Source organism: Streptomyces sp. NPDC002958 (assembly GCF_055563255.1).
On record NZ_JBVHDS010000014.1, the window covers coordinates 119,348 to 143,939 of the forward strand.

Consider the following 24,592-nt stretch of genomic DNA (forward strand, 5'->3'; position numbering starts at 1 on the left):
ACGGGCCATGCCGTATGTCCTGCGCCGTGCGTCAGCTCACGCGGCCTTGGCCTTCGTCGCATACATGTCGACGTACTCCTGGCCGGACAGCCGCATCACCTCGGCCATCACGGAATCGGTCACCGCCCGCAGCACATAGCGGTCGCGGTCCATGCCCTCGTAGCGGGAGAACTCCATCGGCTCGCCGAAACGGACCGTCACCTTGCCGGGACGGGGCAGACCGGCACCACCGGGCTGCAGCTTGTCCGTACCGATCATCGCGAACGGCACCACCGGCGCACCCGTCATCAGCGTCAGCCGGGCGATGCCCGTACGGCCCCGATAGAGGCGGCCGTCGGGGGAGCGGGTGCCCTCCGGGTAGATCGCGAACGCCTTGCCCTCCTCCAGCACCCGACGGCCCGTCATCAGCGCCGCGACACCGCCGCGTCCGCCGTCCCGGTCCACCGGGATCATGCCGCAGCCCGTGAAGAACCAGGCCATCGCCCGGCCCTTGAGCCCCTTGCCCGTCACGTACTCGTCCTTGCCGATGTAGGAAACCTGCCGGTCGCAGCAGATCGGCATGATCATCGAGTCGATGAACGTCAGATGGTTGCCCGCGAGGATCACCGGACCGTCCCCGGGAATGTTCTCCACACCTTCCACCTGGGGGCGGAACATCAGACGCAAGATCGGTCCGAGCACTGCCTTGATGAGTGCGTGTCGGGACAACGGTTCCTCCGGTGTAACGGCCGGGCCGGCCGAGGCGCGGGATCGTGACGGTCCATGCAGGTGAGGACGATACTCGCGGGTACTCGCAGATCGCACATCGGGTTCACAGATTTGATACGCGGTGTTGACGTGTGTTTCCGCCATGTTCGTCCAAGGACTGCTCCTTCGACGGTACGACTGCCTACGCTCGGGCCCCGCCCGACAGGTGCGAGACATCACACGCGAGGAGCATTCATGACAGAGCGCGCGCAGGCAGGACCCGGTCGCAGAACCCTGCTGGGGGCGGGGGTCGCCGTACTGGGCACGGCCGCCCTCGGACTGAGCGGCGGCCCGGCCGCCGCCGCCGACAACGCCGCCGACAACGTCTCCGAACGGACGGGCGGCCACGGCGGCGGACACGGCTTCCGCCTCGACCTGCCGGTGCCCACCGTCATCGGGCACCGCGGCGCCAGCGGCTACCGGCCCGAGCACACCCTCGGCTCCTACCAACTGGCCCTCGACATGGGCGCACACATCATCGAGCAGGACCTGGTGCCGACCAAGGACGGCCATCTCGTCTGCCGTCACGAGAACGACATCACGGCCACCACCGATGTCTCCGCCCACCCCGAGTTCGCGAGTCGCAAGACCACGAAGAAGGTCGACGGGGTCTCCCTCACCGGCTGGTTCACCGAGGACTTCACTCTCGCCGAACTGAAGACGCTGCGGGCCAAGGAGCGCATCCCCGGCACACGTCAGAAGAACACGCTCTACGACGGCCGCTGGGAGATTCCCACCTTCGAGGAGGTGCTGCGCTGGGCCGACCGCGAGGGACACAGGCGCGGAAAGCCGGTCTGGCTGTATGTCGAGACGAAGCACCCCACCTACTTCCGCGGCCTCGGTCTCGGGCTCGAAGAGCCCCTCGCCAAGCTGCTGCGCCGCTTCAACCGCCACCGCAAGCAGTCGCCGCTCATCCTCCAGTCGTTCGAGCCCGGCAGCATCGAGCGGCTGGCCCGGCTCGTCGCCACGCCTCGTGTCGTGCTGCTCTCCGGGGCGGGTGAGCGCCCCTGGGACTTCGTGACGTCCGGTGATCCGCGCACCGTCGCCGATCTCGTGAAGCCCGAGGGACTGAAGTGGATGGCGTCCTTCGCGCAGGGCATCGGACCCACTCTGGACCTGATCATTCCCAAGGATGCCTCGGGACGGCTCACCGCACCGACCACGCTGGTGAAGGACGCGCACGCCCAGGGCCTGGTCCTGCACCCCTACACCATGCGCAACGAGAACACCTTCCTGCCCGCCGACTTCCGACGCGGCACGGACGCCACCGCGTACGGTGACGTATTCGGCGCGTTCCAGGCATACTTTGCGACGGGTATCGACGGGATCTTCTCCGACAACCCGGACACCGCCCTTCTTGCCGCGGCGGACTTCGCCGCGAAGTGACACCGGCGTCAGCACCCGGCCGGGGCGTGCCCCGGTCGGGTGGTGCCCGCCGGGTACGGCAACCGGCCGTCGGCACAGGTGCGTCGGCCGGAGCATGAGGCCTCTCGATCGTGCCCCCGCAGGGACCGCCGCCACCCCCGCGACCGTTGTCGTCCATGCCCTGTATCCGCTGGTAAACGCCGAGGCCACGGCCGAGGCGGCCGCCTCGGCGACGGGCGCGGCGATCGAACCCGCCGACCTCGAACAGGCCGTCTGGCTGCGGTTACTGGAGCGGCTCGCGCGGGGTGGGCCGCCGGTGGACACGGCGCGTTGGGTGCGGAACGCCGTACGGGCGGAGGCCCGCCGTGCCCGCCGTACCGCCCGGCACGAACGCCCCTACCGTGACGAGTTCTCCGCGGACCCAACCGGCTGCCCCGAGCGGATCGCCGTCGGCGCCGACGAACGCCGGGCGCTGCACGCGGCGGTGAAGCGGCTGCCCGGCCGGTGCGCCCGGCTGCTGGGGGCGATGCTCGAGCCCGGTGATCCCACCTACCGGGAAATCGCAGGCAAGTTGGGTATGTCACAGGGGAGTTTGGGCCCGATCCGTTCCCGATGCCTTGGATGTCTGCGCAGAATGCTCGCGGCGGAGGTTGTAGCTCCTGAACTGCGGGGAAAGGAGCGTTAGACAACCGGTGGATCAGGTGGGCGGAGGCATGCGCACATGGGCATGAGCGTGATCATCTCGGCGGCGACGGCACAGGACGCCGAACAGATCTTGAAACTTCAGTACCTCTGTTTCCAGAGCGAGGCGGAGCTGTACGGCAACTATCGGATCGACCCGCTCGTCCAGACCCTCGACTCGGTGCGCGCCGAGATCGCCACGAGTCTGGTGTTCGTGGCGCGGCTGGGGGACGAAGTCGTCGGTTCGGTCCGCGGATCCACCGATCGGGACGGCACCGGGCAGATCGGCAGGCTCTGCGTCCACCCGCGGCTCCAGGGCCATGGTCTCGGCGCCCGGCTGCTGCGGGCCGCGGAGTCGGGACTCGTCGACGAACGGTCGGCCACCCGCTTCCGGCTGCACACCGGGCATCGCAGCGAGGGCAATCTGCGGCTCTACCGGCGGGCGGGTTACGCCCCCGTGGGCAACGAGACCGGTCAGGACGGCGTCCGGATGATCCTGCTGGAGAAGGAAGCGAGTGAACCCGCCTACGTCGCCAGCGCGTAGGACCGGTTACGCGTTCTTCGCCCGGCTCACGCGTTCTTCGCCCGGCGCAGCCACATCATCCCGGTGATCGGCAGGATCACCGGGATGAACAGATAGCCCATGCCGAAGTCGGACCAGACGGTGGCGTCCGCGAACGCCGAGGGCTTCACCATCGTCCAGGTCCCCACGATCAGCACACCCAGGAGCTCGGCGGCGCAGCACACCAGCGCCGTCCTGCGCGCCTTCTCGCCACCGCGCACCAGCGAGTACGTGATGAATCCGTACACGAGGGCGGCGACGGCCGACAGTACGTAGGCGAGCGGTGCCTTGCCGAAGTCCAGGATCATCTGGACGATCGAGCGGGAGGCCGCCGCGACGGTGAACACCCCGTAGAACCAGACCAGTACCCGGCCGGGACCGGTGCCGAGGTCGAAGGGCTGCTTCTCGCCGGTGGCTGCCGCAGGGGTGCGATCGGTGTCGGGCACGGTCAGTTTCCCCAGATGTCGTAGAGCCGTACTTCGAGGACGGCCAGCACGACCGCGCCGGCCGACACCGTCACCGAACCCCATCGGGTCCGCTCGGTGAGCGACAGGAAACCGGCCGCGGGCACCGCGAAAAAAGCACCGATCAGATACGCGATGAAGATCGTCATGCCCTGCTCGGGCCGTGCGCCCCCGGACAGCTGCACGATGCCCACCACCAGTTGGGCCAGCGCCACCAGTGACACCACGGCCATCCCGATAAAGTGCCAGTCCTTGGTCGGCTGGTCCCGGTAGGCGGCGAATCCGCACCAGGCGGCGAGGGCGAGCGCGGTCACGGCGACCGTGACCGTCAGGGCGTCAAGCATGAGGTGAGGGTATTACGGACCAAAAGGTCTCCTGCGTGCGCCCCCGTACCCGAGGGACACGGCCCGGAGGCAAGGCCCTAGTGTCGATGAACATGAAGATCCATGCCGAAGCCCTGCTGTTCGACAACGACGGAACACTGCTCTCCTCGATCGAGTCGGTGTACCGCTGCTGGACCCGGTGGGCCCAGGAGCACGGCGTCACGGCCGAGGACTTCGCGGGCCTCGAACTGCACGGCCGGACGGCCGGCGAGATCGTCGCCGAGCTGCTGCCCGCGGACCGGGTCGACAGGGCCCTGGCCCGTATCGAACAGCTGGAGGTCGAGGACGCCCCCGGCGGAGTCGTGATCCTGCCCGGCACCAAGGAGCTGCTCGGCGAGCTGCCCGCCCATCGCTGGGCCGTCGTCACCTCCGCCACCCGGCCGCTCGGCGAGGCGCGGCTGCGCGAGGTGGGGGTCGACTTCCCCATGATGATCGCCGCCGAGGACATCACCCGGGGCAAGCCCGACCCCGAGCCCTACCTCCTGGCCGCCGAGCGCCTCGGTGTCGACCCGGCCCGCTGTGTGGTCTTCGAGGACGCCCCCGCCGGACTGCGGGCCGGACGGGCGGCAGGCATGAAGACCGTGGCCTTGGCCACAACGCACGACCGTTCCGAGCTGGACGCGGATGTGGTCATCGATGACCTATCCGCCGTATCGGTGCAGGTCACAGCCCAGGGAGTGGAAATCACGACGGTCGGCTGAACCGGTCGACCGCACCATCCACGCCCGTCCGCCATGCGGACAGTCGGGTCGGGGGGAACGTCACTTCTGTTTAACTTGGGGCATGACCACGACGAGCAGCCGCATCCTTGCGACCGAGGCGATCACGACGCCCGGTGCTCGTTGTATGTGTCGAATGCGCGCCTTCTGAGGGCCCCCGCCTGAGCCTCGCGCCCCGAAGCGAGACCGAGCCCGAGCCGTCCGCACCCGGCGGAACGAGCCTGCCCGAGCACCGCTGACCCCGGCCACCTGCCGCGCCCAGCCGTGCCGAGACCCCGCTTGGAACGTCCGATCGAAACGTCCAAAAAGTCTCATCAGACGAATGCCCCGTGCCCGGCAGACACCACGCCGCGCACTCGACAGTGACGGAAACCCCTGTGATCACCACTTCGGGCCTCACGAAGGTCTACCAGTCGCGCGGCCGCGAGGTCACCGCCCTGGACGGCGTCGACCTGCACGTCCCCGAGGGCGAGGTGTACGGCGTCATCGGACAGAGCGGCGCCGGAAAATCCTCCCTCATCCGCTGCGTCAACCTCCTGGAACGCCCCACCTCCGGCACCGTGACCGTGGCCGGCCAGGACCTCACCGCCCTTGCCGGGCGCGGCCGCCGGGCCGGCAAGGAACTACGCGAGGCACGCAGCCGCATCGGCATGGTCTTCCAGCACTTCAACCTGCTGGCCTCCCGAAACGTCCAGGACAACGTCGAACTCCCGCTGGAGATCCTCGGCATCTCCGGCAAGGACCGCTCCCGCAAAGCACTCGAACTCCTCGATCTGGTCGGCCTCGCCGACAAGGCCAAGGCCTACCCTGGGCAGCTCTCCGGCGGTCAGAAGCAGCGCGTCGGTATCGCCCGCGCGCTGGCCGGAGACCCCAAGGTGCTGCTCTCCGACGAGGCGACCTCCGCCCTCGACCCCGAGACCACCCGCTCCATCCTCCAGCTGCTGCGCGACCTCAACCAGCAGCTCGGCCTGACCGTCCTGCTCATCACGCACGAGATGGACGTCGTCAAGACGATCTGCGACTCCGCCGCGCTGATGCAGAAGGGGCGCATCGTCGAGTCCGGCACCGTCGGTGAACTGCTCGCCACCCCCGGCTCCGAACTGGCCCACGAGCTGTTCCCCGTCGGTGGTACGGCCTCCGGCCCCGACCGCACGGTTGTCGACGTCACCTTCCACGGCGAGGCCGCCACGCAGCCGGTGATCTCGCAGCTCTCCCGTACGTACAACATCGACATCTCGATCCTGGGCGCCGCGATGGACACCGTCGGCGGCAAACAGATCGGCCGGATGCGCATCGAACTGCCCGGCCTTTTCGAGGAGAACGTCGTCCCGATCGGCTTCCTGCGCGAGCAGGGCCTCCAGGCCGAGGTCGTCGAGCACGACGCCGCCGCCATCCCCGTACAGACCCCCGCCCCGCTCACCAAGGAGGTGGCGAAGTGACCTGGTCCGAAATGCAGCCGTTGCTCGTCCAGGGGACCATCGACACCCTCTACATGGTGCTCTGGTCCGCGGTCGTCACCGTCCTGGTGGGACTGCCGCTCGGTGTCCTGCTGGTCCTCACCGACAAGGGCGGACTGCTCCAGAACACCCCGGTGAACAAGGCCGTCGGCGTGCTCGTGAACATCGGCCGCTCGCTGCCGTTCATCATCCTGCTCATCGCCCTGATTCCCTTCACCACCTGGGTCGTCGGCACCTTCATCGGCCCCACCGCGATGATCGTGCCGCTCTCCGTGGGCGCCATCCCGTTCTTCGCACGGCTCGTCGAGACGGCCCTGCGTGAGGTCGACCACGGACTCGTCGAGGCCGTCCAGTCGATGGGCGGATCCATCCCGACGATCGTCCGCAAGGTCCTGCTGCCGCAGGCGCTGCCCTCGCTCATCTCCGGCGTCACCACTACCGTCATCGTGCTCATCGGCTACTCCGCGATGGCCGGCGCGGTCGGCGGCGAAGGGCTCGGATCCAAGGCCGTCACCTACGGATTCCAGCGCTTCGACAACCAGTTCATGCTCATCACCGTCGTGCTGCTGATCGTCATCGTGACCGTGATCCAGCTCATCGGCGACGGAGCCGTACGCCTGCTGGCCCGCCGGGGCCGCACCACCACCTGAGACTTCCTTCTCCGCTCAAGCCCGAACTCCTTGTCCGGGCGTACCACCCTCACCATCAGAAAGAGGCACTTTTCGTGCGCAAGAACATCAAGGTCACCGCAGCTGCCGCGGCCACCGCCGCCCTGGCCTTCGGCCTCAGCGCCTGCGGCACGGACTCCGACCCGGCAGCCAAGAGCGAGACCGGAGCCAAGGCCGACACCTCCGAGGCGCTCGTCGTCGCCGCGTCCCCGACGCCGCACGTCGACATCCTCGACTTCGTCCAGAAGAACCTGGCGGCGAAGGAGGGCCTCGAGCTGGAGGTCAAGGAGTTCACGGACTACGTCCTGCCGAACACTGCCACCGAGACCGGCCAGGTCGACGCCAACTTCTTCCAGCACCAGCCGTACCTCGACGACTTCAACGAGAAGAACGACACCCACCTCGTCTCCGCCGGCACCGTCCACCTGGAGCCCCTCGGCCTCTACTCCAACAAGGTCAAGGAACTCGGCGACATCAAGGCCGGCCAGACCATCGCAGTGCCCAACGACACCACGAACGAGGGCCGCGCCCTTCAGCTGCTCGCCGAGAACGGCCTCATCACCCTCAAGCCCGGCGTCGGCACCGACGCCGAGCTGAGCGACATCACCGACAAGAAGGGTCTGGAGTTCAAGGAGCTGGAGGCCGCAACCGTGCCCCGCGCCCTGAACGATGTGGACGCCGCCGTCATCAACGGCAACTACGCCATCGAGGCCGACCTCAAGCCTGCCAAGGACGCCCTGGCGCTGGAGAAGGCCAACGGCAACCCGTACGCCAACATCATCGCCGTGAAGGAGGGCAACGAGAAGGACCCCCGCGTCCAGAAGCTCGTGAAGCTCCTCCACTCCGACGAGGTCAAGAAGTTCATCGAGGACACCTACCAGGGCTCGGTCATCCCGGCCTTCGGCACCGCAGCCAAGTCCTGACACCCGCACGGCATTCGTCCGACGAGCCCCGCGCACCCCGCCGATGGCGCGGGGCTCCGTCATACGGACCCGCCCATGCACAACGTCCGCCCGATGCTGCATGCTGTGCCTTTACACGGTCTTCGGCATGGAGCTGCGCATGACTTCCACCTTTCCGGACATCTCCATCAGCACGGATCGGTTGGTGCTGCGCCCCTTCGACATGGCGGACGTCCCCGCGTACATCGAGATGATGAACGACGAACTCGTCACTGCCTGGACCGAGGCCCCCCACCCCTACACCCAGGTCGACGCCGAACGCTGGGTCCGCAGGATCGCTCCCGCACAGCGCACGGGCGGCGACGGCATCGTCTTCGCCGTCACCGAATTCCTCACCCAGCGACTCGTCGGTTCGGTCCGCCTGCGCAACACCGACTGGCGCACCCTCGCCACCGAGGCCGCGTACATCACCGCCCCCTGGGCACGCGGCGAGGGATACGCCACCGAGTCCGTGCTGGCACTGGCCCAGTGGCTCTTCCGCGACCAGGGCTTCGAGCGCATCGAACTGCGCACCGCCGCCGACAACACCGCCTCCCAGCAGGTCGCCCAGAAGCTCGGCTGCATCAGCGAAGGAGTCCTGCGCAACGCCCGCATAGCGCGTACGCAGACGGAGGATGGAGGCTGGACCGACATCAGGACCGACCTGATCGTCTGGGGCCTGCTCCCCGAGGACCTCGAAGGGGTTGCCGAGCAGCTCGCCGACGCGGGCGGCTACGGCGCCTACAACGACTGGAACTGACCCCCCCGGAGGGGTCCTCACGCCGTGCCGGCACGGACCGGGTACTCTCACCCTGCCCGCCCCTCACGAACATCCCACCTGCGACAACTCCAGGAGACTGACGACAGATGGCCGATCGGGTCACCGTGATCGGCTGGGACGGCTCGCCACTGACCGGAGCGGCCACGGCCGCCCTCTCGGCCGCCACGCTCGTCGCCGGAGCCGCCCACCACCTCGCACTCCCCGAAGTCCCGGCGAACGCCGAACGGATCCGCCTGGGCTCCATCGACCTGGCCGCCCGCCGGATCGCCGGGCACCGCGGCAGCGCCGTGGTCCTCGCCGACGGGGACCCCGGCTTCTTCGGAGTCGTACGCAACCTCCGCGCACCCGAGCACGGCCTCGAAGTCGAAGTGGTGCCCGCCGTGTCCTCCGTCGCCGCCGCGTTCGCCCGCGCCGCAATGCCATGGGAGGACGCCCGGATCGTCGTCGCCCACCCCCGCACCCTGCGCCGCGCCGTCAATGTCTGTCGCGCCCACCACAAGGTCGCCGTCCTCACCTCGCCCGGCGCGGGCCCCGCCGAACTCGCCCTGCTCCTCGAAGGCGTCCACCGCACCTTCGTCATCTGCGAGGAACTCGGCACCGCACGCGAACAGGTCTCCGTCGTCACCTCCGACAAGGCCGCCGACCACGTCTGGCGCGATCCCAACGTGGTGATCGTCATCGGCGGTGGCCCCGAACCGCAGGCCACCGGCGCCTGGATCGCCGGCCCTCACCCCGCCCACGCCCGTGGTGTACGCGGCTGGGCACTGCCCTCGGAGGCCTACCCGGGCGGCCCCACGCATGCCGGGGACGAGAGCGGCGAGGGCGAGTCCCCGGGGCTGCGCGCCGCCCAACTGGCCCGCCTGGGCCCCCGTGTCGGAGACCTCCTGTGGGACATCGGCTCCGGCAGCGGAGCCCTGTCCGTGGAGGCCGCCCGCTTCGGGGCGGCGGTCCTGGCGGTCGACAGCGACCCGGCGGCCTGCGCCCGCACCGCGGCGGCGGCCCGGTCCTTCGGGGTCCAGCTCCAGGTGGTCGAGGGCCGGGCACCTCATGTGCTGGAACGGCTGCCGGAGCCCGATGTCGTACGCATCGGGGGCGGCGGAGTACCCGTCGTCACCGCCGTCACCGAACGGCGGCCGGAGCGCATCGTGACCCACGCGTCGACGCGCGACGAGGCCGAGGCACTCGGCGCGGCACTCGCCGGGAACGGCTACGCCGTCCGGTGCTCGCTCCTCCAGTCCGTCGAACTGGACACGGCCGCATGGTCGGAGCGCGAGCGCTCGGTCGTGTTCCTGCTCTCGGCGCTGCGTTCGGACCTCGCCCCCTGACTTGGTCGGCGTAAGCGCGAGGTAGGCTGGCCGATCGTTGCACCGCGGCTGGGCGTTGGTCGTTTCGTTCGTCAATGTCCGGAAAAGGGGACTGTTTTGGCCCCCGTTGTGGTACGGCAGAACCGGGGGATGCGCGACGTGGCGCAGTCCACAGCAGGCCGTGGCGAAATGACCTGCCGCGGCGGCGAACGGCCGCGAGAATGCAGTATGTCCGCGACCGTTTCGTGCCGCGCGGCGCGCCCGCTCGTTCTTGATGACGAGCGCCGGCGTGCCGAGTCGGGCGTCCCGGGCGAAGGGCCGAAGGAGCACTGACGATGGGCGAGGGGTACGCATGAGTGACACCGGCCAGATCCCGGGTGAGGGACTGCCGGAGAACGCAGGCATGGTGGAGCAGCCGGGCATCGCCGCCCCGGATGCCTACACCTTCCTCGCTCCCTCCGAGCATGTGTCCGAGGACGACGATCTCCTGCTGATGCCGAGCCCCCAGGGCGCCTGGAGCGACCCGCAGGCGGTACCGGGCCCCGGCCAGTACCCCGAGGGCGTCGCCGCCGCGCAGACACCGCTGACCGAACAGGGCACGTACCCGGCACAGGCGCCCCACTCCCAGCCGGCCGCCGAGCTTTCCGCGCAGCCTCAGGGGCCCGTGCAGGTACAGGTGCAGGTCGCGGACGCATACGCCGCGCAGCAGTCGGTGGCCGAACCCCTGCCCGAGTCGGGTCAGGGGACGCACGAGTCAGGTGGCCGCGACTCCGGTTCGGTCGACCTGAGGGGCGTACGCATCCCGTCACCCACCCCTGCTCCCGCTCAGGCAGCGCAGACCCAGGCTCCGCCGCGCCGACCGCTGCACCGTGGTCCGGTCGTGGCCGAGGGGGGACCGTCCTACGGCGGGACGCCGACGGGCGGCGTGGTCCGTTCGCTCGCCGACCGCGGACCCGCGGGCGCGCCCCAGGCGCAGACACAGGCGCAGACCCAGGCCCCCGCACGGCACGTTGGACCGCCTACCACCGGCCCCGAGTACTTCGAGATGCCGGGTGACGAGGCGGCCGCGCTGCCGGGCCCGCAGCTCGGCGCGATTCTGCCGCAGGGCGGGAGCCCGTGGGAGGCCCAGGCGCCGCAGCCGGACGCCGCCCCCGTGACGGCGGAAGCGGTCGTGCCGCAGCCGGTTGCCGAGCCTGTACCGGCGGAAGCGGTCGTGCCGCAGCCGGTTGCCGAGCCTGTACCGGCGGAAGCGGTCGTGCCGCAGCCGGTCGCCGAGCCTGTACCGGCGGAAGCGGTCGTGCCGCAGCCGGTCGCCGAGCCTGTACCGGCGGAAGCGGTCGTGTCGCAGCCGGTTGTCGAGCCTGTACCGGCGGCGCAGCCGGTACAGGTCGCACCGGGCGTGGTGCCGGAGGTCGCGAGCGCTCCGATCACGGATGCGACACCGGCAGCGGTTGAGACACCCGCTGTGATTCCGGCGGAGGTTCCTGCTGAGGCAGTGGCTGAAGCACCGGCAGCAGCAGAGGCTGTGGCAGAGGTTCCTGCTGAAGCCGCGGCCGTCGCGCCGGAGGACGTCGCGGAAGCCGTTCCCCCGGGCCAGTTCGTACCTGTGGAGGGTTCGGTGCCGACGACTCCGCACCTGGCCCCGACGCCCGTCGTGGACCAGGCCGTGGAAGCCGAGCCCGAGTCGGAGCCCATGGCGATCGCCATGGAGCCGGTCCTGGCTGCCCAGCCCGAGGCCGCCGAGGCCGTGGAAGTCGACGAGACCGCTGAGGCCGTCGAGAACGCTGCACCCGCCGAAGCTCCTGAGCCGATCCCCGCGCCCGTTCCCGCACCCGAGGCCGAGGAGGTTCTGACGGCGCCTGAGCCGGAGCCCGAACCGGGCCCGGAGGCCATCGAGACCCCGGACGTCACGGCCCCCGCGGACAGCACGGACGTCACAGCCGCGGAGATCACGCCGGTGGAGTCCGTACAACCCGAGGCCCGGCCCCAGGCGCAGGTGCAGGAGTCCGTCGAGGTGACCCCCGCCCCCGAAGCGGAAGCCCTCGAGGCGTCCGAATCCGAGTCCGACGAGACCGCGGCTCCCGTGTCCCCGCCCGCCCCCGCCTACGACGACGCCGAGCGTGAGGCCGTACTCCGCGTCATGCGCGAGCGCCGCGACATCCGCAACGGCTTCCGCAGCGACCCGATTCCTCACGACGTCCTGCTCCGCGTTCTCGAAGCCGCGCACACGGCGCCCAGCGTCGGTCACTCGCAGCCCTGGGACTTCGTCGTCATCCGCTCGGCGGAAACCCGTCGTTCCATGCACGAACTGGCACAGCGTCAGCGCGAGGCCTATGCCAAGTCGCTTCCCAAGGGCCGGGCCAAGCAGTTCAAGGAACTGAAGATCGAGGCGATCCTCGACACCCCGGTCAACATCGTCATCACTGCCGATCCCACCCGCGGCGGCCGCCACACCCTCGGCCGGCACACCCAGCCGCAGATGGCCCCGTACTCCTCGGCGCTCGCCGTCGAGAACCTGTGGCTCGCCGCCCGCGCCGAAGGCCTCGGCGTCGGCTGGGTCAGCTACTTCGACGAGCGCGAGATGGTCCGCGCTTTGGGCCTGCCCGAGCACCTCGAAGTCGTCGCGTACCTGTGTGTCGGTTACGTCGACGAGTTCCCCGAGGAGCCCGAGCTGATGCAGGCGGGCTGGTCCAAGCGCCGCCCGCTGTCCTGGGTCGTCCACGAGGAGACGTACGGCCGCCGTGCCCTGCCCGGCGAGGAACCGCACGACCTGCTGCAGGAGACCATCTCCAGCATCCGCCCACTGGACGCCAAGGCGCTCGGCGAGGCGTGGGAGCGCCAGAAGCGGATGACCAAGCCCGCCGGAGCGCTCGGCATGCTGGAGATCATCTCCGCGCAGCTGTCGGGTCTTTCCCGGCTGTGCCCGCCGCCGATCCCGGAGCCCGCGGCCGTCGCGATCTTCGCGGGCGACCACGGCGTGCACGCCCAGGGTGTCACCGCCTGGCCGCAGGAGGTCACCGGCCAGATGGTCGCCAACTTCCTGGGCGGGGGCGCGGTCTGCAACGCCTTCGCGGCCCAGGTCGGCGCCGAGGTGTGCGTGGTCGACGTCGGCGTGGCCGTGGAGCTGCCCGCGACGCCCGGCCTCCTGCCCCGCAAGGTGCGCGCCGGAACGGCCGACTTCACGACCGGCCCCGCCCTGACCCGTGAAGAAGTCCTCGCGGCCATCGAAGTCGGCATCGAGACCGCCCGCGATCTGGTCGCGGCAGGCAACAAGGGCCTGCTCACCGGTGAGATGGGCATCGCCAACACCACCGCGTCGGCCGCACTGATCTGCGTCTACACGGGCATGGACCCGGCCGAGGTGACCGGTCGCGGCACCGGCATCAACGACGAGATGCACGCCCGCAAGGTCGACGTGGTCCGCCGGGCCCTCGAACTGCACCAACCCGACCCCACCGACCCGATCGGTATCCTGGCATCGGTCGGGGGGCTGGAGCACGCGGCGATGGCAGGCTTCCTGCTGGGCGGTGCCTCACTTCGTACGCCGGTCATCCTCGACGGCGTGAGCGCGGGCGCCGCGGCACTGGTCGCCCGGGCGATCGCCCCCGAGGCCCTCGCCGCCTGCATCGCGGGTCACCGCAGCGCCGAGCCCGGCCATGTCGCCGCGCTCAACAAGCTGGGCCTGCGTCCGCTGGTCGACCTCGACCTCCGCCTCGGCGAAGGCACGGGTGCGTTGCTGGCGCTGCCGATCGTGCAGAGTGCGGCGCGAGCGATGCATGAGGTGGCGACGTTCGACTCGGCGGGCGTAACGGAGAAGTAGCCCCCGGGACCGGGCATCCAAGCCCCCCGGGCTTTCCCGCCGGATATCCCGCCCCCCCGCACCGGACCCCCAGCGCTTCTGCCGGCGCTTGGGGAGCGGGGGCCGGGGCGGACCGGGGTTGCCTGCCCCAGCCCCTTCGGCGCTTGAGGAGCGGGGTCCTGGGCAGTGCCCCGGTTACGGGAAGGGGCGGGCAGGGGAACGGGCCCGCCCCAGGCGCCCAGTCCCCGCCGCACCCGCCCCCACCCCGTATCGTGGATCCCACCCCACAAACCTGCACGTCACAGCCGCTCCACCGCCGCAGCGGCCGCCGCACTCCGTCCCCTGCACGAGGAGCCCGCACCGCCATGGCCGAGCACGCAGATCACACCGATCACCCTGCGTACCCCGTCGGACTGCGTCTCAGTGGCCGCCGCGTCGTCGTGGTCGGCGGGGGCCAGGTCGCCCAGCGCCGTCTCCCCGCGCTCATCGCGGCGGGCGCCGACATCGTCCTCGTATCGCCGTCCGCGACCCCGTCCGTCGAGGCGATGGCCGACGCCGGTGAGATCCGCTGGGAGCGTCGCCCGTACGCCGACGGGGACCTGGCCGACGCCTGGTACGCCCTCATCGCGTCCGACGACACCGCGGCGAACGATGCCGCCTCCACCGAGGCCGAACGCACCCGCACCTGGTGCGTCCGCAGCGACAACGCCGACGCGGCCACCGCCTGGACCCCAGCCACCGGCCGCAGCGAGGGCGTGACCGTCGCCGTCCTCACCACCGACACCCACGGCCGCGACCCGCGCCACTCCGCCGCCGTCCGCGACGCCATCGTCGAGGGCCTGCGCGACGGCACCCTCGCCGCACCCCACCACCGCACCCGGACCCCCGGCGTCGCCCTGGTCGGCGGTGGCCCCGGCGACCCGGACCTGATCACGGTCCGCGGCCGCCGCCTCCTCGCCGAGGCCGACGTCGTCATCGCCGACCGCCTCGGCCCGCGCGACCTGCTCGACGAACTCCCGCCGCACGTCGAGGTGATCGACGCTGCGAAGATCCCGTACGGCCGCTACATGGCCCAGGAGGCGATCAACCAGGCGCTCATCGAGCTCGCCAAGGAGGGCAAGGCCGTCGTGCGCCTCAAGGGCGGCGACCCGTTCGTCTTCGGCCGCGGCATGGAGGAGGCCCAGGCGCTCGCCGCCGAAGGCATCGCCTGCACCGTCGTCCCCGGCATCTCCAGCTCGATCTCCGTGCCCGGCGCGGCCGGAATTCCCGTCACCCACCGCGGTGTGGCCCATGAATTCACCGTCGTGAGCGGCCATGTCGCCCCGGACGACGAGCGCTCGCTGGTCGACTGGCCGGCCCTCGCCGGATTGCGCGGCACCCTCGTGCTCCTCATGGCCGTCGACAAGATCGGCGCGATCGCCCGTACCCTCATCGCCCACGGCAAGGCCCCCGAGACGCCTGTCGCCCTGGTCCAGGAAGGCACCATGGCCGCCCAGCGCCGGGTCGACGCGACGCTCGCGACCGTCGTCGAACGGGCTGCGGCCGAAGACGTACGCCCCCCGGCCGTCATCGTCATCGGCGACGTCGTCGCCGTCGGCGCGAGTGCCGTACCACTGCCTGCCGGATAGCCGGCACCAGCGCCGCCCGCACCCCGCCGAGTAACCAGCGGAATCGGATCTTTTCCCAAGCCGTTGGCACCACACACCGGACAAGGCAGTATCGAACCCGTGGCTGATCTCATCACCGTCGACGACCCCGACGACCCCCGCCTGCGCGACTACACCGGGCTGACCGATGTCGAACTCCGGCGCAGGAGAGAGCCCGCCGAGGGCCTCTTCATCGCCGAGGGCGAAAAGGTGATCAGACGCGCCAGGCACGCCGGGTACGAGATGCGGTCAATGCTGCTCTCGGCGAAGTGGATCGATCTGATGCGCGACGTCATCGACGAGGTCCCGGCCCCCGTGTACGCGGTCACCCCCGAGCTCGCCGAACGGGTCACCGGCTACCACGTCCACCGCGGCGCGCTTGCCTCCATGCAGCGCAAACCGCTGCCGACGGCCGAAGAACTGCTGGCGACGACCCGCCGGGTGGTTGTCATGGAGGCCGTCAACGACCACACCAACATCGGCGCGGTGTTGCCTTTGGATCTACAAGAGCGTGCTGGTCAATGTCGTATTGCGATCTTCGAGGATATCGTTGATCACGCCAATCTGGGTGCGGCCTTCCGTAATGCGGCGGCTCTGGGAGTGGATGCCGTATTCCTCACCCCGCGTTGCGCCGACCCCCTTTACAGGCGGGCCGTGAAGGTGTCCATGGGGGCTGTCCTCGCAGTCCCGTACGCCAGGTTTGAGTCATGGCCGCGTGACGCCGATGTCATCCGGAAGGACGGCTTCGTGCTCGCGGCCCTCGCCCTCTCGGCGAGTTCCATCACTCTCGACGAGCTCGCCGGTCGCCGTTACGAGAAGCTTGCCCTGATGCTGGGCACGGAGGGGGAGGGGTTGTCGGCCGGAGCGCTACTGGCTGCCGACGAGCATGTACGCATCCCGATGGATGCCGGTGTCGACTCCCTGAACGTGGCCGCTGCCTCAGCTGTCGCCTTCTACGCCACCCGGCCGACCGAGGTATGACTGACCTCGGAAGATGAGGATCATGAGCCCGCCTGCTGCGGCGTTCCGAGGTGCTGGACAGGGAAGACACCAGGTCGCTGCCCGCGGAGGGACTGTTCCCGGCGTACAGCCCGACTCGTCTGCCGCTACCTGCGGCTTTGCCTTGGAAAGGGCCTCTGACCTACGTCGGAGCGGTTGAGTCGGCCTGAAGCGCGGTTCCGGCGTTGCCACCGGCCCGTTTCTCCAGGCCGCTCTCCGAACCCGGCGTACCCGTCTCCGAGTACCGGGCTCTCCACAGTTCCCCTCGTCGGGCCAACAGGTAAACACCCTGCTCGTGCAGCAGGTCCTGGCCGAACCGGCCTGGGCGAAGAAGCTGAGCGACGAGGACCGGCGCGGGCTGACCGCGCTGTTCTGGTCGAACGTCAATCCGTACGGCACCTTCCGCCTCGACATGGACAAGCGCCTCGACTTGGGGCTGCCCACCACTGTGCCGGCCCCGCAGTTCGGCGGCCTCCGCATGAGCTACCGGAAGTGACTGTCTGTCAGAGAGACGTGGGGGTGGGGGTGGGGGTGGGGTGCGTGACGGCTCGCGGTTGACCCGACCTGCGACGGTTACTGCGCAGGAGGACTACACGCATGCTGTTCGGTGCCGTTCTCTGGTCCCGTTGAGTAGTTCGGGACGGGGACCGGGGAGGTGGACGGGTGCCAGGTGAGAATCCAGCCTGCGGTAAGCGCCGCCGCGCCGCCTGCCAGGGCGATTGCGCCGCCTGTTCCAATGCCTGCGGCCACCGAGCCCAAGCAAACCGGCCCGACGCCCTGTAGCGTCATGCTGCCGGAGCCGAGCAAGCCGAAGGCCTGGCCTTGGCCATCCTGCGGCAGGGCGTCCAGGAACGGGCGTTGCAGGCCGAGACCGTAGGCGTATCCGAGGCCGCTGAGCAGCAGCAGACAGGACGAGACGCCCACTCCGGGCTCGGCAGCGAAGCCGATCAGCGGCAGCCCCGCCAGCGCAATCAACGGGACTACCAGTCGCTCCCGGGCGCGTGGCCGTAGCAGTCGACCCACCAGCAGGTCACCGACAAGCATGCCAACCGGCAGACAGCCCATCAGCACCGCGTACCAGCCGGGCGCGAAGTGGCGTTCTCCCGCGTAGGCGACGATGAGGCCTTCCGCGCCTGCTACGAACGCGACGGGTAGCCACTGGGCCAGCATCAGTCGTCGCACTGTGCGTCCGCGCAGCAGCCTGCCTGCACCATGCAGGCTTGCACGGACGGCCCCGCTATCGCCCCCAGCGCTGCCGGGTGTGCCGCCGAACTCTCCCGGCTGCAGCCGGCGTAGCCGGATGCGGATAGCAAGCGCGCAGCCGAGGTAAAGGACGGCGCTGACCGCGAGCGCCCGGCGTGGGCCGAGTGCCGCGACGACCGCACCTCCCAGCGCCAGGCCGAACAATTGCGCGCCGGCGCCAGCGATGTTGTTCAGTGACCGGCCCAGTACATAGGCGTCGCCCTCCAGCGACTGCGCGACCAGCCGACTCGACGCGCCGTGAAACACCGGTGTGGCGAGGGCGACCAGCGCCACGACACCGAGGCTTGCCGCGATCGGCATCCGCACCAGGGCGAGCAGCAGGACGGCGGCGCACGTCAAGGCGTAGCCGCCGGTAATGAGCGCGCGGGGCGGCAGTCGGTCGGCCAGTGAGCCCAGCAGCAGCGAGCCGAACAGCTGCGGGATGAAGCCGATGCCGAAGGCCACTGCGCTCAGCAGCGGGGAGCCGGTGGCTGAGAAGACCAGCACCGAGAACGTGGTGATCCGCAGCGCGTCCGCAGTGATCGCGACGGTGCGGGTTGAGAAGAGCAGCCGGAATCGCGGCTCGGCCAGCACCTCCCGGTAGGTGGCACGGTGGTTGCCCTGTGCGGGCTCGGCGGTTGGGGTCATGACGCCCAGCCTCGCCGTGCGCCCACGCCACTCAACAATGATTCGTCGCTGGACGAATCGGAACAACGTCCCGCGGTAGCCTGGCAGGGTGCTGCGCTTCGAAGTCTCCGTCGAGGACCTGCTGCGCAGCCGGTTCGCGCTGTCGCCCGCGCTGGACCTCTGCTTGCTGCTGCGCTCGCTCATCGGCCAGGGCCAGCCGCTGCCGCGAGCTTGGGCCGCCCGGCTCCTGCTGGCCTTTGAACGGCTTCGCCGCGAGACCGAACTGGACGCCGCCCTCGCTCTGCAGGCCCCGCACGGCGGACCGAACTTCGTCGCCCCGCCCCCGCGCGGTCTCAACCAGACCTGGGCGGACGACCTGGCCATGATCCGGGCCACGCCGCTGGAAGCGGCCCGCTGCGAATTTGCCACCACCGCGACCGGCCCGTCCGCCCGCGATCCCCGCGTACGCGCGGTGCTGGACTCGCCGGACGCCGTCTCCAGGATCGCCGAGGCGATGGACCAGGCATGGCACGAGCTGCTCGCCGCGGACTGGCCGCAACTGCGCGCGATCTGTGAGCGCGATGTCGTGCACCGGGTGGGTGTGATCGGCGAACACGGATGGGCCACGACCATCGAGAGCCTGCACCCGGGCATCGCCTGGCACGCAGGCGGTATCGAGATCGACTTCTTCCGAGGCGGAACAGTCCGCCTCACCGGCGACGGGCTCCTGCTGATCCCTTCGGTCTTCGTCGGGCATATCGCAGCCCACCTGGAAGACCCCTGGCCCAGGACCTTGGTCTATCGTGCCCGCGGCACCGCCGCCCTGTGGGGCGAACAGGAAACCGTCCCCCAAACGGACACGCTGACCGCTCTGGTCGGCCGGGCCCGAGCCCGGCTGCTGTTGGCGCTGGACGCCCCGGCCAGTACCAGCCACCTCGCCCGAAGCCTCGCCATGGCACCCGGCGCGGTAGGAGACCACCTCGCCATCCTGCGAGGCGCGGGGCTGCTCGTCCGCGCCCGGTCCGGACGGTCGGTGCTCTACCGGCGCACCCCGCTCGGCGAGGCGCTGGTCGCCGGTTCGGGCTGAGGGCTCGGATCAGCACAGGAGCTCTACGACCAGCAGCTCGTCCGACGCCCCGGCGTCCAACGCCTGACTTCCACCGGGTCATGAAGAACGTCGTCCAGGACAGACCGCTGACCGAATAGCCGCACCCTCGCCCCGGCCGCCCTCTCTCGGGGGAATCGGTCTGCGATCCAGGTGAGCGACAGGTTGTTGCCGTTAGCGAAGGCTCGTTCGCCTTACAGGTCACACCTACGCGTTTGGTCATCAGCCATTTGTGAAGCCTCAGTGTGCGAACTCGGGGCCTTCTCCGTGGGCAGCGTGTGCATTGTCCGCAGCGGTGACAGCAAGTTGGGGAGGACGCTCAGCGTCATACCGGCTGCACCGATCCACAAGGTGTCCGTTGCTCCGAACACAGAACCCGAGGCTCCACTTAAAAGACCACCGAGGGGAATCCCACCCCAGGACACGAATCGAGCTGTTGCACTCATCCGGCCCAGAAGCCGGTCCGGTGTCAGTGCCTGTTGGAAGCTTGATTGAGCCACAACGCGGACGACTCCGCCCAGCGACAGAGCCGTGAGCCCGATCGCAGCCACGTACAAGCTCCAACCCATTCGCGCCAACGGCATCAGGAAGGTCAACGGGCAAGTGACCAGCGATGCGAGCCAGATGACCGGACCTTGGCCGACCCGCTTCGAGACCGCGGTTGCCAAAAGCGCGCCCAGCAAAGCACCGCAACCCATCCCTGACAGAATGAGGCCAATACCAAAGGACTGGAGACCTATCTCCCGCTCCAGAAAGACCAGCAACATGGTTTGATACATGCCTAAGAAGAGGTTGAATATCGCATCCCCCAGCATAATTGCACGAAGGATGGGGTGCTTAAGGGCGAACTTCAATCCGTCCTTAATCTCTCGACCCAGTTGCGGGCGTTCACTCGATTCCGGCCTATGTTCGCGTTTGCGGATCGTGCTCGCAAGCAGCCCCGACATGGCCATCCCGACCGAACTCGCCAAAAGCGTTGCAGGGGCTCCAACCAGGCCGACCAGCGGACCAGCCACCGTCGGCCCACTGATACTGGTCACCGAGCGTATTGCCGACAGTTTTGAGTTCCCCTCCACAAGATTTCTACGTCCGACCAAGTGAGGGAGATAGCTGACGTACGCGACATCGAAGAAAACAGTTAACGCTCCATGAACCAAGGCAACTGCGTAGAGCCACCAGATAGTGAGAAGGTCTGCCCACCAGGCCACTGGTATCGCCGAGAGGACAAGCGCGCGAAAACAATCAGTGCTGATCATCACCGATCGCTTCCGCATGCGGTCCACCCATGCTCCTGCCGGCAGCCCGACAGCGGAGTCGGCACCGGGGGAGACGCTCGGCGTATTCGGGCGGCACTGCGATTTCGCTCCGGCACCTCGATCTCGTAGGGGAGCACAGGGCTGGGGTCGGCCAGCCGGGTGGTGGTCGCCGCGATCAGGCCGACGGGGACCGCGGCGGTGAACGTGGCGTACCAACGTGAGCTGTAGCCGTCCTGGCCACCCCAGAGCAGCCAGCGGTTCTGGTCCCTGTGGAGTTCGGCGTGTCGGTCCAGGACTCCGTTCCGGTAGGTGAGGCCGGCGAGTCCGTCGGGCGCTGTCAAGAGGGTGGCGGGGCGGTAGTCTCCTCGCTTCCATCCGGCGTCCTCGAGTGGGAGAAAGCCGTTCTCGGGCGGGCGATGAGGAGTGGTGAGGAGCGTGTCCGGGGTCTCGGCATAGGCGGTGGCGAGGGCGGAGGTGAAGGCGGTCACCAGCTCCGTCGGCGTGTTGGCGTGGAAGGTGGCGAGCCAGTCGGGCGGTCCGAAGGGATCGCGGCGGGCGGCGATCTTCCACAATGTTTGTGGCAAATTCAGTTGGCCCCACTCCGGCACTGAAGTCGGCCCCATCAGCGGGCGGTAGACAGTCGGGGGAGGGTCGTCAACCTTGCTCCGGCAAGTTGTTTTGGCCCCACCCCGAACGAGTGGGTTCCCTGGCTGTGGGGAGGGGCCGGAGCGGTAGCGTGATGCACATCGGATCCGGACTGGACGACGGGCCCCGACAGCCTGGCGGACCAGAGGATCTCGACCCGTGTTCGATCCGGGACCGACGGATTCTCCGATCTGTGGTGGACGACGAGGACGGGCATTGGTGCGGCCGGCGGAGAGCGGTTCGGGTCCAACTGGGCCGAGGCCGGCGCCCCGTACGGGGCGCCGGCCTCGGTTCTTGAAGCAGGTCGCGTCAGCACTTGGGGCGCTGGCAGGAATTGCGCCAGCAGCCGCAAACGGTGGTAAGGCGTCAGCTATGAGCCCGGCAATGTTGCGCCGGACGCCGCTGGGAACGGGCCGTCAGGCCATGGCGAACTTGGCAACGTACTCGTCGAAGGGCTCGATGCCGACTTCCGCGCGGAGTTCGTCCATGCGCTTGGGCTCTTCGCAGGGCCACGGAACCGGTGCCCCGTGCTTCACGCCGGCGATCTGAGTGCCGTATATCTGCTTGTGGCCCTCGTTGGTCAGCGTGCGGTCGCGAAGAAAGGCCAGGTCACGTGGGCTGGCCGCGCCTGCCGAAACCGCCTGCTGCATCAGCTGGAGGGCGCGTCGCTGGACGTCGAGCTGTCGGTCGGCGTGCTGGGCAATCAGCCATGCCGCGCGTGCGGCCGCCTCGCCGACGTCTTCTGCTGTCGGCCAGCCGTACTCATCCATGATCTCGCTGAGCCGGTCACCGTGCCGTGCGGTCAGCCGGCGCCACGCCAGCTGCTCGGCGGGGTCGTCGCTGTTCGCGTGGATTGATGACTGGTGATCGGCCGCAGCCATGGCCGTGAGTTCCTCGGCAAGCGCGGCAATGTCGTGCGCCACTCTCAACTCCCTGGTCAGGTCGATGCGTTGTGCTCGTTGCCCGCAACCCTAGAAGAACATATCGGGTGTAAAGATCATTCCGGAGAACGGTGACAGGCACCTCCGCGCACCGCGATAATGGATCTACCCCTGGAGCCAGAGCCGGTGTTTTCGGCTCGTGCCACGATGCTTACCGGCACCCTGACTTGCGGTGCTTCTCCTGGGTTTTCTTGAAGCGGAAGCTGTCGGTGCCGGTCTCGACGATGTGCGCGTTGAAGGTCACCCGGTCCACGATCGCCGCGCAGAGCCGGGGATCAGTGAACGTCTGCTTCCACTCCGAGAACGGGGCGTTCGAGGCGATGGCGATCGCGCGTTGTTCCTCGCGTTCGGTGAACACCTGGAACAGCAGCTTCGCCCCGGCCTTGTCCAGGTCGAGGTAGCCGAACTCGTCCAGACAGAGCAGGTCAACGCGTCCGTAGCGGGCGAGGGTGCGGCCGAGCTTCTTTTCGTCCGCCGCCTCGGCAAGCTCGTTGACCAGGTTCGCCGTGGTCGTGTAACGGACCCGCATCCCGGCCTCGGCGATCGCGGTCCCGATGCCGATCAGCAGGTGCGACTTGCCGGTGCCAGAGTCCCCGATCAGGCAGAGCGGCAGGCCGGCCTTCACCCAGGCCGGGTCGGCCAGGGTGCTGACCTGCTCGGGGGTGACGTTGGGGTTCTTCTCGAACTCGAAATCCTCCAGCCGCTTGGGGCGGGGGAAGTTCGCCTCCCTGACCAGCCTGGTCTTCTTCCGCTCCTCGCGCTGGAGACACTCGGCTTCCAGCAGGTCAGCCAGGAAGTCCGTGTAGCTGGCCCGCTCCTTCAGCGCCGTGCGCCCGCGATCTCCTCCCAGCGTGAGCGAATCGTGGGCAGGTGAAGGGCCCGGCAGGCTTCGTCGATCACGGTCTCGACGGCGCCAGCGGCGGAGGCGTCCTTGCGAGGCCCCGGGACCCGCTCACCGACGTCGAAGAGGGCAGTGCTGTCGTTCATGCGGAACCTTTCGGATGGCGGGTCAGGAGCTGGTCATAGACGTCCACCGACGGCGGGGGACGGTTGTCCTCGGGCAGTTCGGGCCGACGGGTGGGAAGCGTCAGCAGCTGCCCGCCGGGGATGTCCGCCGAGAGCGGAGGATCGTCCTCGTCGTCCTGCAGCTCTGGGTCCCGGGCTGCGGACTCGGCCTTGCGGGCCTCAATGGCCACCACGTCCGGGCTGATCGACCCGGCTTGGACCGCGGCCGACATCCCGACCTGAACCGCCTCGGCGGGCATCCGCCGGTGCAGCAGCAGGACCTCGATCAGGGCCCGGGTGCCGGCCGCATCCCCGTGCGTCTTCAGGGCGGCAGCCCAGAACGCCTCATGGATGGCCGTGAAGGAGCCCTCCGCCCGTGCGGCGGCCAGCGCGGTCGACCCGGCCATGGCACCGGGCTTGACCAGGAGGATCTCCAGGTAGTGGTCCAGCACGTCGCGATATCCGTAGCGTTTGGTCAGCCGCGGATGCCAGGCGACGATGTTCCGGCGCTCGAAGACCAGCAGCTCGTTGCCCCGCAGCAGGACACGTACCCTCTCGCCGATGAAGCGGGCGGGCACCGAGTAGTGGCACTGCCGGACGGTGATCCGGCTGGTCCGGTCGACCTTCGGCGTCAGCGTGATGCCGCACTCGAAGTCCTCGGTCGGCAGCGGGGCCAGCTCTTCGGCCTCGATGCGGAAGTTGAAGCCGATCGAGGTCAGCTTCCCGCGCAGGATCCGCTCGTCCTCCGCCTCGTCGATCAAGGCGATGCGGGAGTTCAGCTCCTCCAGCGACGGGACGTCGGGGACCGGGACCAGGTGAGCCCGGCGGAAACGTCCGCCTTCCTGTTCGACCCCGCCCTTCTCGTGGGCACCTTCCTCACCGGGGATGCAGTAGAAGGCATCGAACCCGTAGTGCGAACGGAAGGTGGTCCACCGCTCTGATTCCACCCGGTTGCGGCCGGTGCAGACCTGCCGGACCGCGGGCTTGAGGTTGTCGTAACGGATGTGCTTGGTCGGGACACCGCCCAGCACCCGGAATGCCTCCGCATGACCTTCCAGGAACGACTCCTGAGCCTGCGAGGCGAACACCCGGTGGACGGCCTTACGACCCTGGGTGAAATTGGGGTCGGGGCGTGTTGGCCTGGTGGTTCGGCTGGTGGATGATCAGCAGACGGTGTTGCGGGCGAGGACGAGTTCGGTGTTCGTCCGGTGGCGGGTCGGGCGTCGTGCGGAGCGGTCGGAGACCAGCGAGGCGA

The 24,592-nt window shown here is 69.2% G+C and carries 22 protein-coding genes and 1 pseudogene; 14 read left to right on the forward strand and 9 right to left on the reverse strand.

Annotated features, from left to right (window positions below; genetic code table 11):
* Positions 1 to 36 precede the first annotated feature (36 nt).
* Positions 37 to 708, reverse strand: a complete 672-nt coding sequence (locus tag ACZ3IC_RS23295) for a lysophospholipid acyltransferase family protein (RefSeq protein WP_467418744.1) — start codon at positions 706 to 708, stop codon at positions 37 to 39.
* A gap of 234 nt (positions 709 to 942) precedes the next feature.
* On the opposite strand from ACZ3IC_RS23295, the gene ACZ3IC_RS23300 reads away from it, so the two are divergent.
* The 3 genes from ACZ3IC_RS23300 to ACZ3IC_RS23310 all read left to right on the forward strand — a co-directional run bounded on the left by ACZ3IC_RS23300 (position 943) and on the right by ACZ3IC_RS23310 (position 3,337).
* Positions 943 to 2,133, forward strand: a complete 1,191-nt coding sequence (locus tag ACZ3IC_RS23300; RefSeq protein WP_467418746.1) for a glycerophosphodiester phosphodiesterase — start codon at positions 943 to 945, stop codon at positions 2,131 to 2,133.
* A gap of 94 nt (positions 2,134 to 2,227) precedes the next feature.
* A complete protein-coding gene (locus tag ACZ3IC_RS23305; RefSeq protein WP_467418748.1) occupies positions 2,228 to 2,797 on the forward strand; it encodes a sigma-70 RNA polymerase sigma factor region 4 domain-containing protein in 570 nt (189 codons plus the stop codon).
* Between the two features lie 36 nt (positions 2,798 to 2,833).
* Positions 2,834 to 3,337, forward strand: coding sequence for a GNAT family N-acetyltransferase (locus ACZ3IC_RS23310; protein WP_467418750.1), 504 nt, complete (start codon positions 2,834 to 2,836; stop codon positions 3,335 to 3,337).
* 26 nt (positions 3,338 to 3,363) lie between these two features.
* On the opposite strand, the gene ACZ3IC_RS23315 is transcribed toward ACZ3IC_RS23310, so the two are convergent.
* Both ACZ3IC_RS23315 and ACZ3IC_RS23320 read right to left on the reverse strand, forming a co-directional pair.
* Complete coding sequence (locus tag ACZ3IC_RS23315; RefSeq protein WP_467418752.1) at positions 3,364 to 3,801, reverse strand: hypothetical protein; 438 nt, start codon at positions 3,799 to 3,801, stop codon at positions 3,364 to 3,366.
* Between the two features lie 2 nt (positions 3,802 to 3,803).
* Positions 3,804 to 4,163, reverse strand: a complete 360-nt coding sequence (locus tag ACZ3IC_RS23320; protein WP_467418753.1) for a hypothetical protein — start codon at positions 4,161 to 4,163, stop codon at positions 3,804 to 3,806.
* Between the two features lie 92 nt (positions 4,164 to 4,255).
* On the opposite strand from ACZ3IC_RS23320, the gene ACZ3IC_RS23325 reads away from it, so the two are divergent.
* The 10 genes from ACZ3IC_RS23325 (at position 4,256) to ACZ3IC_RS23370 (ending at position 17,012) form a co-directional block, all read left to right on the forward strand.
* A complete protein-coding gene (locus ACZ3IC_RS23325) occupies positions 4,256 to 4,903 on the forward strand; it encodes an HAD family hydrolase (RefSeq protein ID WP_467418755.1) in 648 nt (215 codons plus the stop codon).
* Between the two features lie 395 nt (positions 4,904 to 5,298).
* Positions 5,299 to 6,360: a methionine ABC transporter ATP-binding protein gene (locus tag ACZ3IC_RS23330; protein WP_467418757.1), complete on the forward strand. Its 1,062-nt coding sequence runs from the start codon at positions 5,299 to 5,301 to the stop codon at positions 6,358 to 6,360.
* Positions 6,357 to 7,028, forward strand: a complete 672-nt coding sequence (locus ACZ3IC_RS23335) for a methionine ABC transporter permease (RefSeq protein ID WP_467418759.1) — start codon at positions 6,357 to 6,359, stop codon at positions 7,026 to 7,028. Before ACZ3IC_RS23330 ends, ACZ3IC_RS23335 begins: the two co-directional genes overlap by 4 nt.
* Before the next feature lie 74 nt (positions 7,029 to 7,102).
* Positions 7,103 to 7,969, forward strand: coding sequence for a MetQ/NlpA family ABC transporter substrate-binding protein (locus ACZ3IC_RS23340; protein ID WP_467418761.1), 867 nt, complete (start codon positions 7,103 to 7,105; stop codon positions 7,967 to 7,969).
* 100 nt (positions 7,970 to 8,069) lie between these two features.
* Positions 8,070 to 8,747 (forward strand): GNAT family N-acetyltransferase, encoded by a 678-nt coding sequence (locus ACZ3IC_RS23345; protein WP_467418763.1) that lies wholly within the window; start codon positions 8,070 to 8,072, stop codon positions 8,745 to 8,747.
* A 107-nt stretch (positions 8,748 to 8,854) separates the two neighbouring features.
* On the forward strand, positions 8,855 to 10,093 hold the full coding sequence (cbiE, locus tag ACZ3IC_RS23350; protein WP_467418765.1) for a precorrin-6y C5,15-methyltransferase (decarboxylating) subunit CbiE: 1,239 nt from the start codon (positions 8,855 to 8,857) through the stop codon (positions 10,091 to 10,093).
* 331 nt (positions 10,094 to 10,424) lie between these two features.
* Positions 10,425 to 13,892 carry a nicotinate-nucleotide--dimethylbenzimidazole phosphoribosyltransferase gene (gene cobT, locus ACZ3IC_RS23355; RefSeq protein WP_467418767.1) on the forward strand — a complete coding sequence of 1,156 codons (3,468 nt, stop codon included), beginning with the start codon at positions 10,425 to 10,427 and terminating at the stop codon, positions 13,890 to 13,892.
* 344 nt (positions 13,893 to 14,236) lie between these two features.
* A complete protein-coding gene (gene cobA, locus ACZ3IC_RS23360; RefSeq protein ID WP_467418769.1) occupies positions 14,237 to 15,499 on the forward strand; it encodes a uroporphyrinogen-III C-methyltransferase in 1,263 nt (420 codons plus the stop codon).
* Between the two features lie 99 nt (positions 15,500 to 15,598).
* Positions 15,599 to 16,498 (forward strand): TrmH family RNA methyltransferase, encoded by a 900-nt coding sequence (locus tag ACZ3IC_RS23365; RefSeq protein WP_467418771.1) that lies wholly within the window; start codon positions 15,599 to 15,601, stop codon positions 16,496 to 16,498.
* Between the two features lie 313 nt (positions 16,499 to 16,811).
* On the forward strand, positions 16,812 to 17,012 hold the full coding sequence (locus tag ACZ3IC_RS23370; protein WP_467418772.1) for a hypothetical protein: 201 nt from the start codon (positions 16,812 to 16,814) through the stop codon (positions 17,010 to 17,012).
* Positions 17,013 to 17,089: 77 nt separating this feature from the next.
* Here the strand turns inward: ACZ3IC_RS23370 and ACZ3IC_RS23375 are convergent, their stop codons facing one another.
* Positions 17,090 to 18,406 (reverse strand): MFS transporter, encoded by a 1,317-nt coding sequence (locus tag ACZ3IC_RS23375; RefSeq protein ID WP_467418773.1) that lies wholly within the window; start codon positions 18,404 to 18,406, stop codon positions 17,090 to 17,092.
* An 88-nt stretch (positions 18,407 to 18,494) separates the two neighbouring features.
* Between ACZ3IC_RS23375 and ACZ3IC_RS23380 the strand changes: the two genes are divergently transcribed.
* Positions 18,495 to 19,472, forward strand: coding sequence for a winged helix-turn-helix domain-containing protein (locus tag ACZ3IC_RS23380; RefSeq protein ID WP_467418775.1), 978 nt, complete (start codon positions 18,495 to 18,497; stop codon positions 19,470 to 19,472).
* 212 nt (positions 19,473 to 19,684) lie between these two features.
* Here the strand turns inward: ACZ3IC_RS23380 and ACZ3IC_RS23385 are convergent, their stop codons facing one another.
* From ACZ3IC_RS23385 to ACZ3IC_RS23405, 5 genes and pseudogenes are all read right to left on the reverse strand, one after another.
* On the reverse strand, positions 19,685 to 20,764 hold the full coding sequence (locus ACZ3IC_RS23385) for an MFS transporter (RefSeq protein WP_467418795.1): 1,080 nt from the start codon (positions 20,762 to 20,764) through the stop codon (positions 19,685 to 19,687).
* Entirely contained in the window at positions 20,746 to 21,369 is a 624-nt protein-coding gene (locus tag ACZ3IC_RS23390) for an SPDY domain-containing protein (RefSeq protein WP_467418777.1), read from the reverse strand. Before ACZ3IC_RS23390 ends, ACZ3IC_RS23385 begins: the two co-directional genes overlap by 19 nt.
* Positions 21,370 to 21,807: 438 nt before the next feature.
* The gene (locus ACZ3IC_RS23395; protein ID WP_451370360.1) at positions 21,808 to 22,314 is read right to left on the reverse strand and encodes a DUF6624 domain-containing protein; all 507 of its coding nucleotides are present in this window, start codon (positions 22,312 to 22,314) and stop codon (positions 21,808 to 21,810) included.
* Between the two features lie 169 nt (positions 22,315 to 22,483).
* Positions 22,484 to 23,319: pseudogene (gene istB, locus ACZ3IC_RS23400) on the reverse strand (IS21-like element helper ATPase IstB).
* On the reverse strand, positions 23,316 to 24,425 hold the full coding sequence (locus ACZ3IC_RS23405; RefSeq protein WP_467418779.1) for a Mu transposase domain-containing protein: 1,110 nt from the start codon (positions 24,423 to 24,425) through the stop codon (positions 23,316 to 23,318). The pseudogene istB and the gene ACZ3IC_RS23405 overlap by 4 nt, the downstream one beginning before the upstream one ends.
* Positions 24,426 to 24,592: the final 167 nt, after the last annotated feature.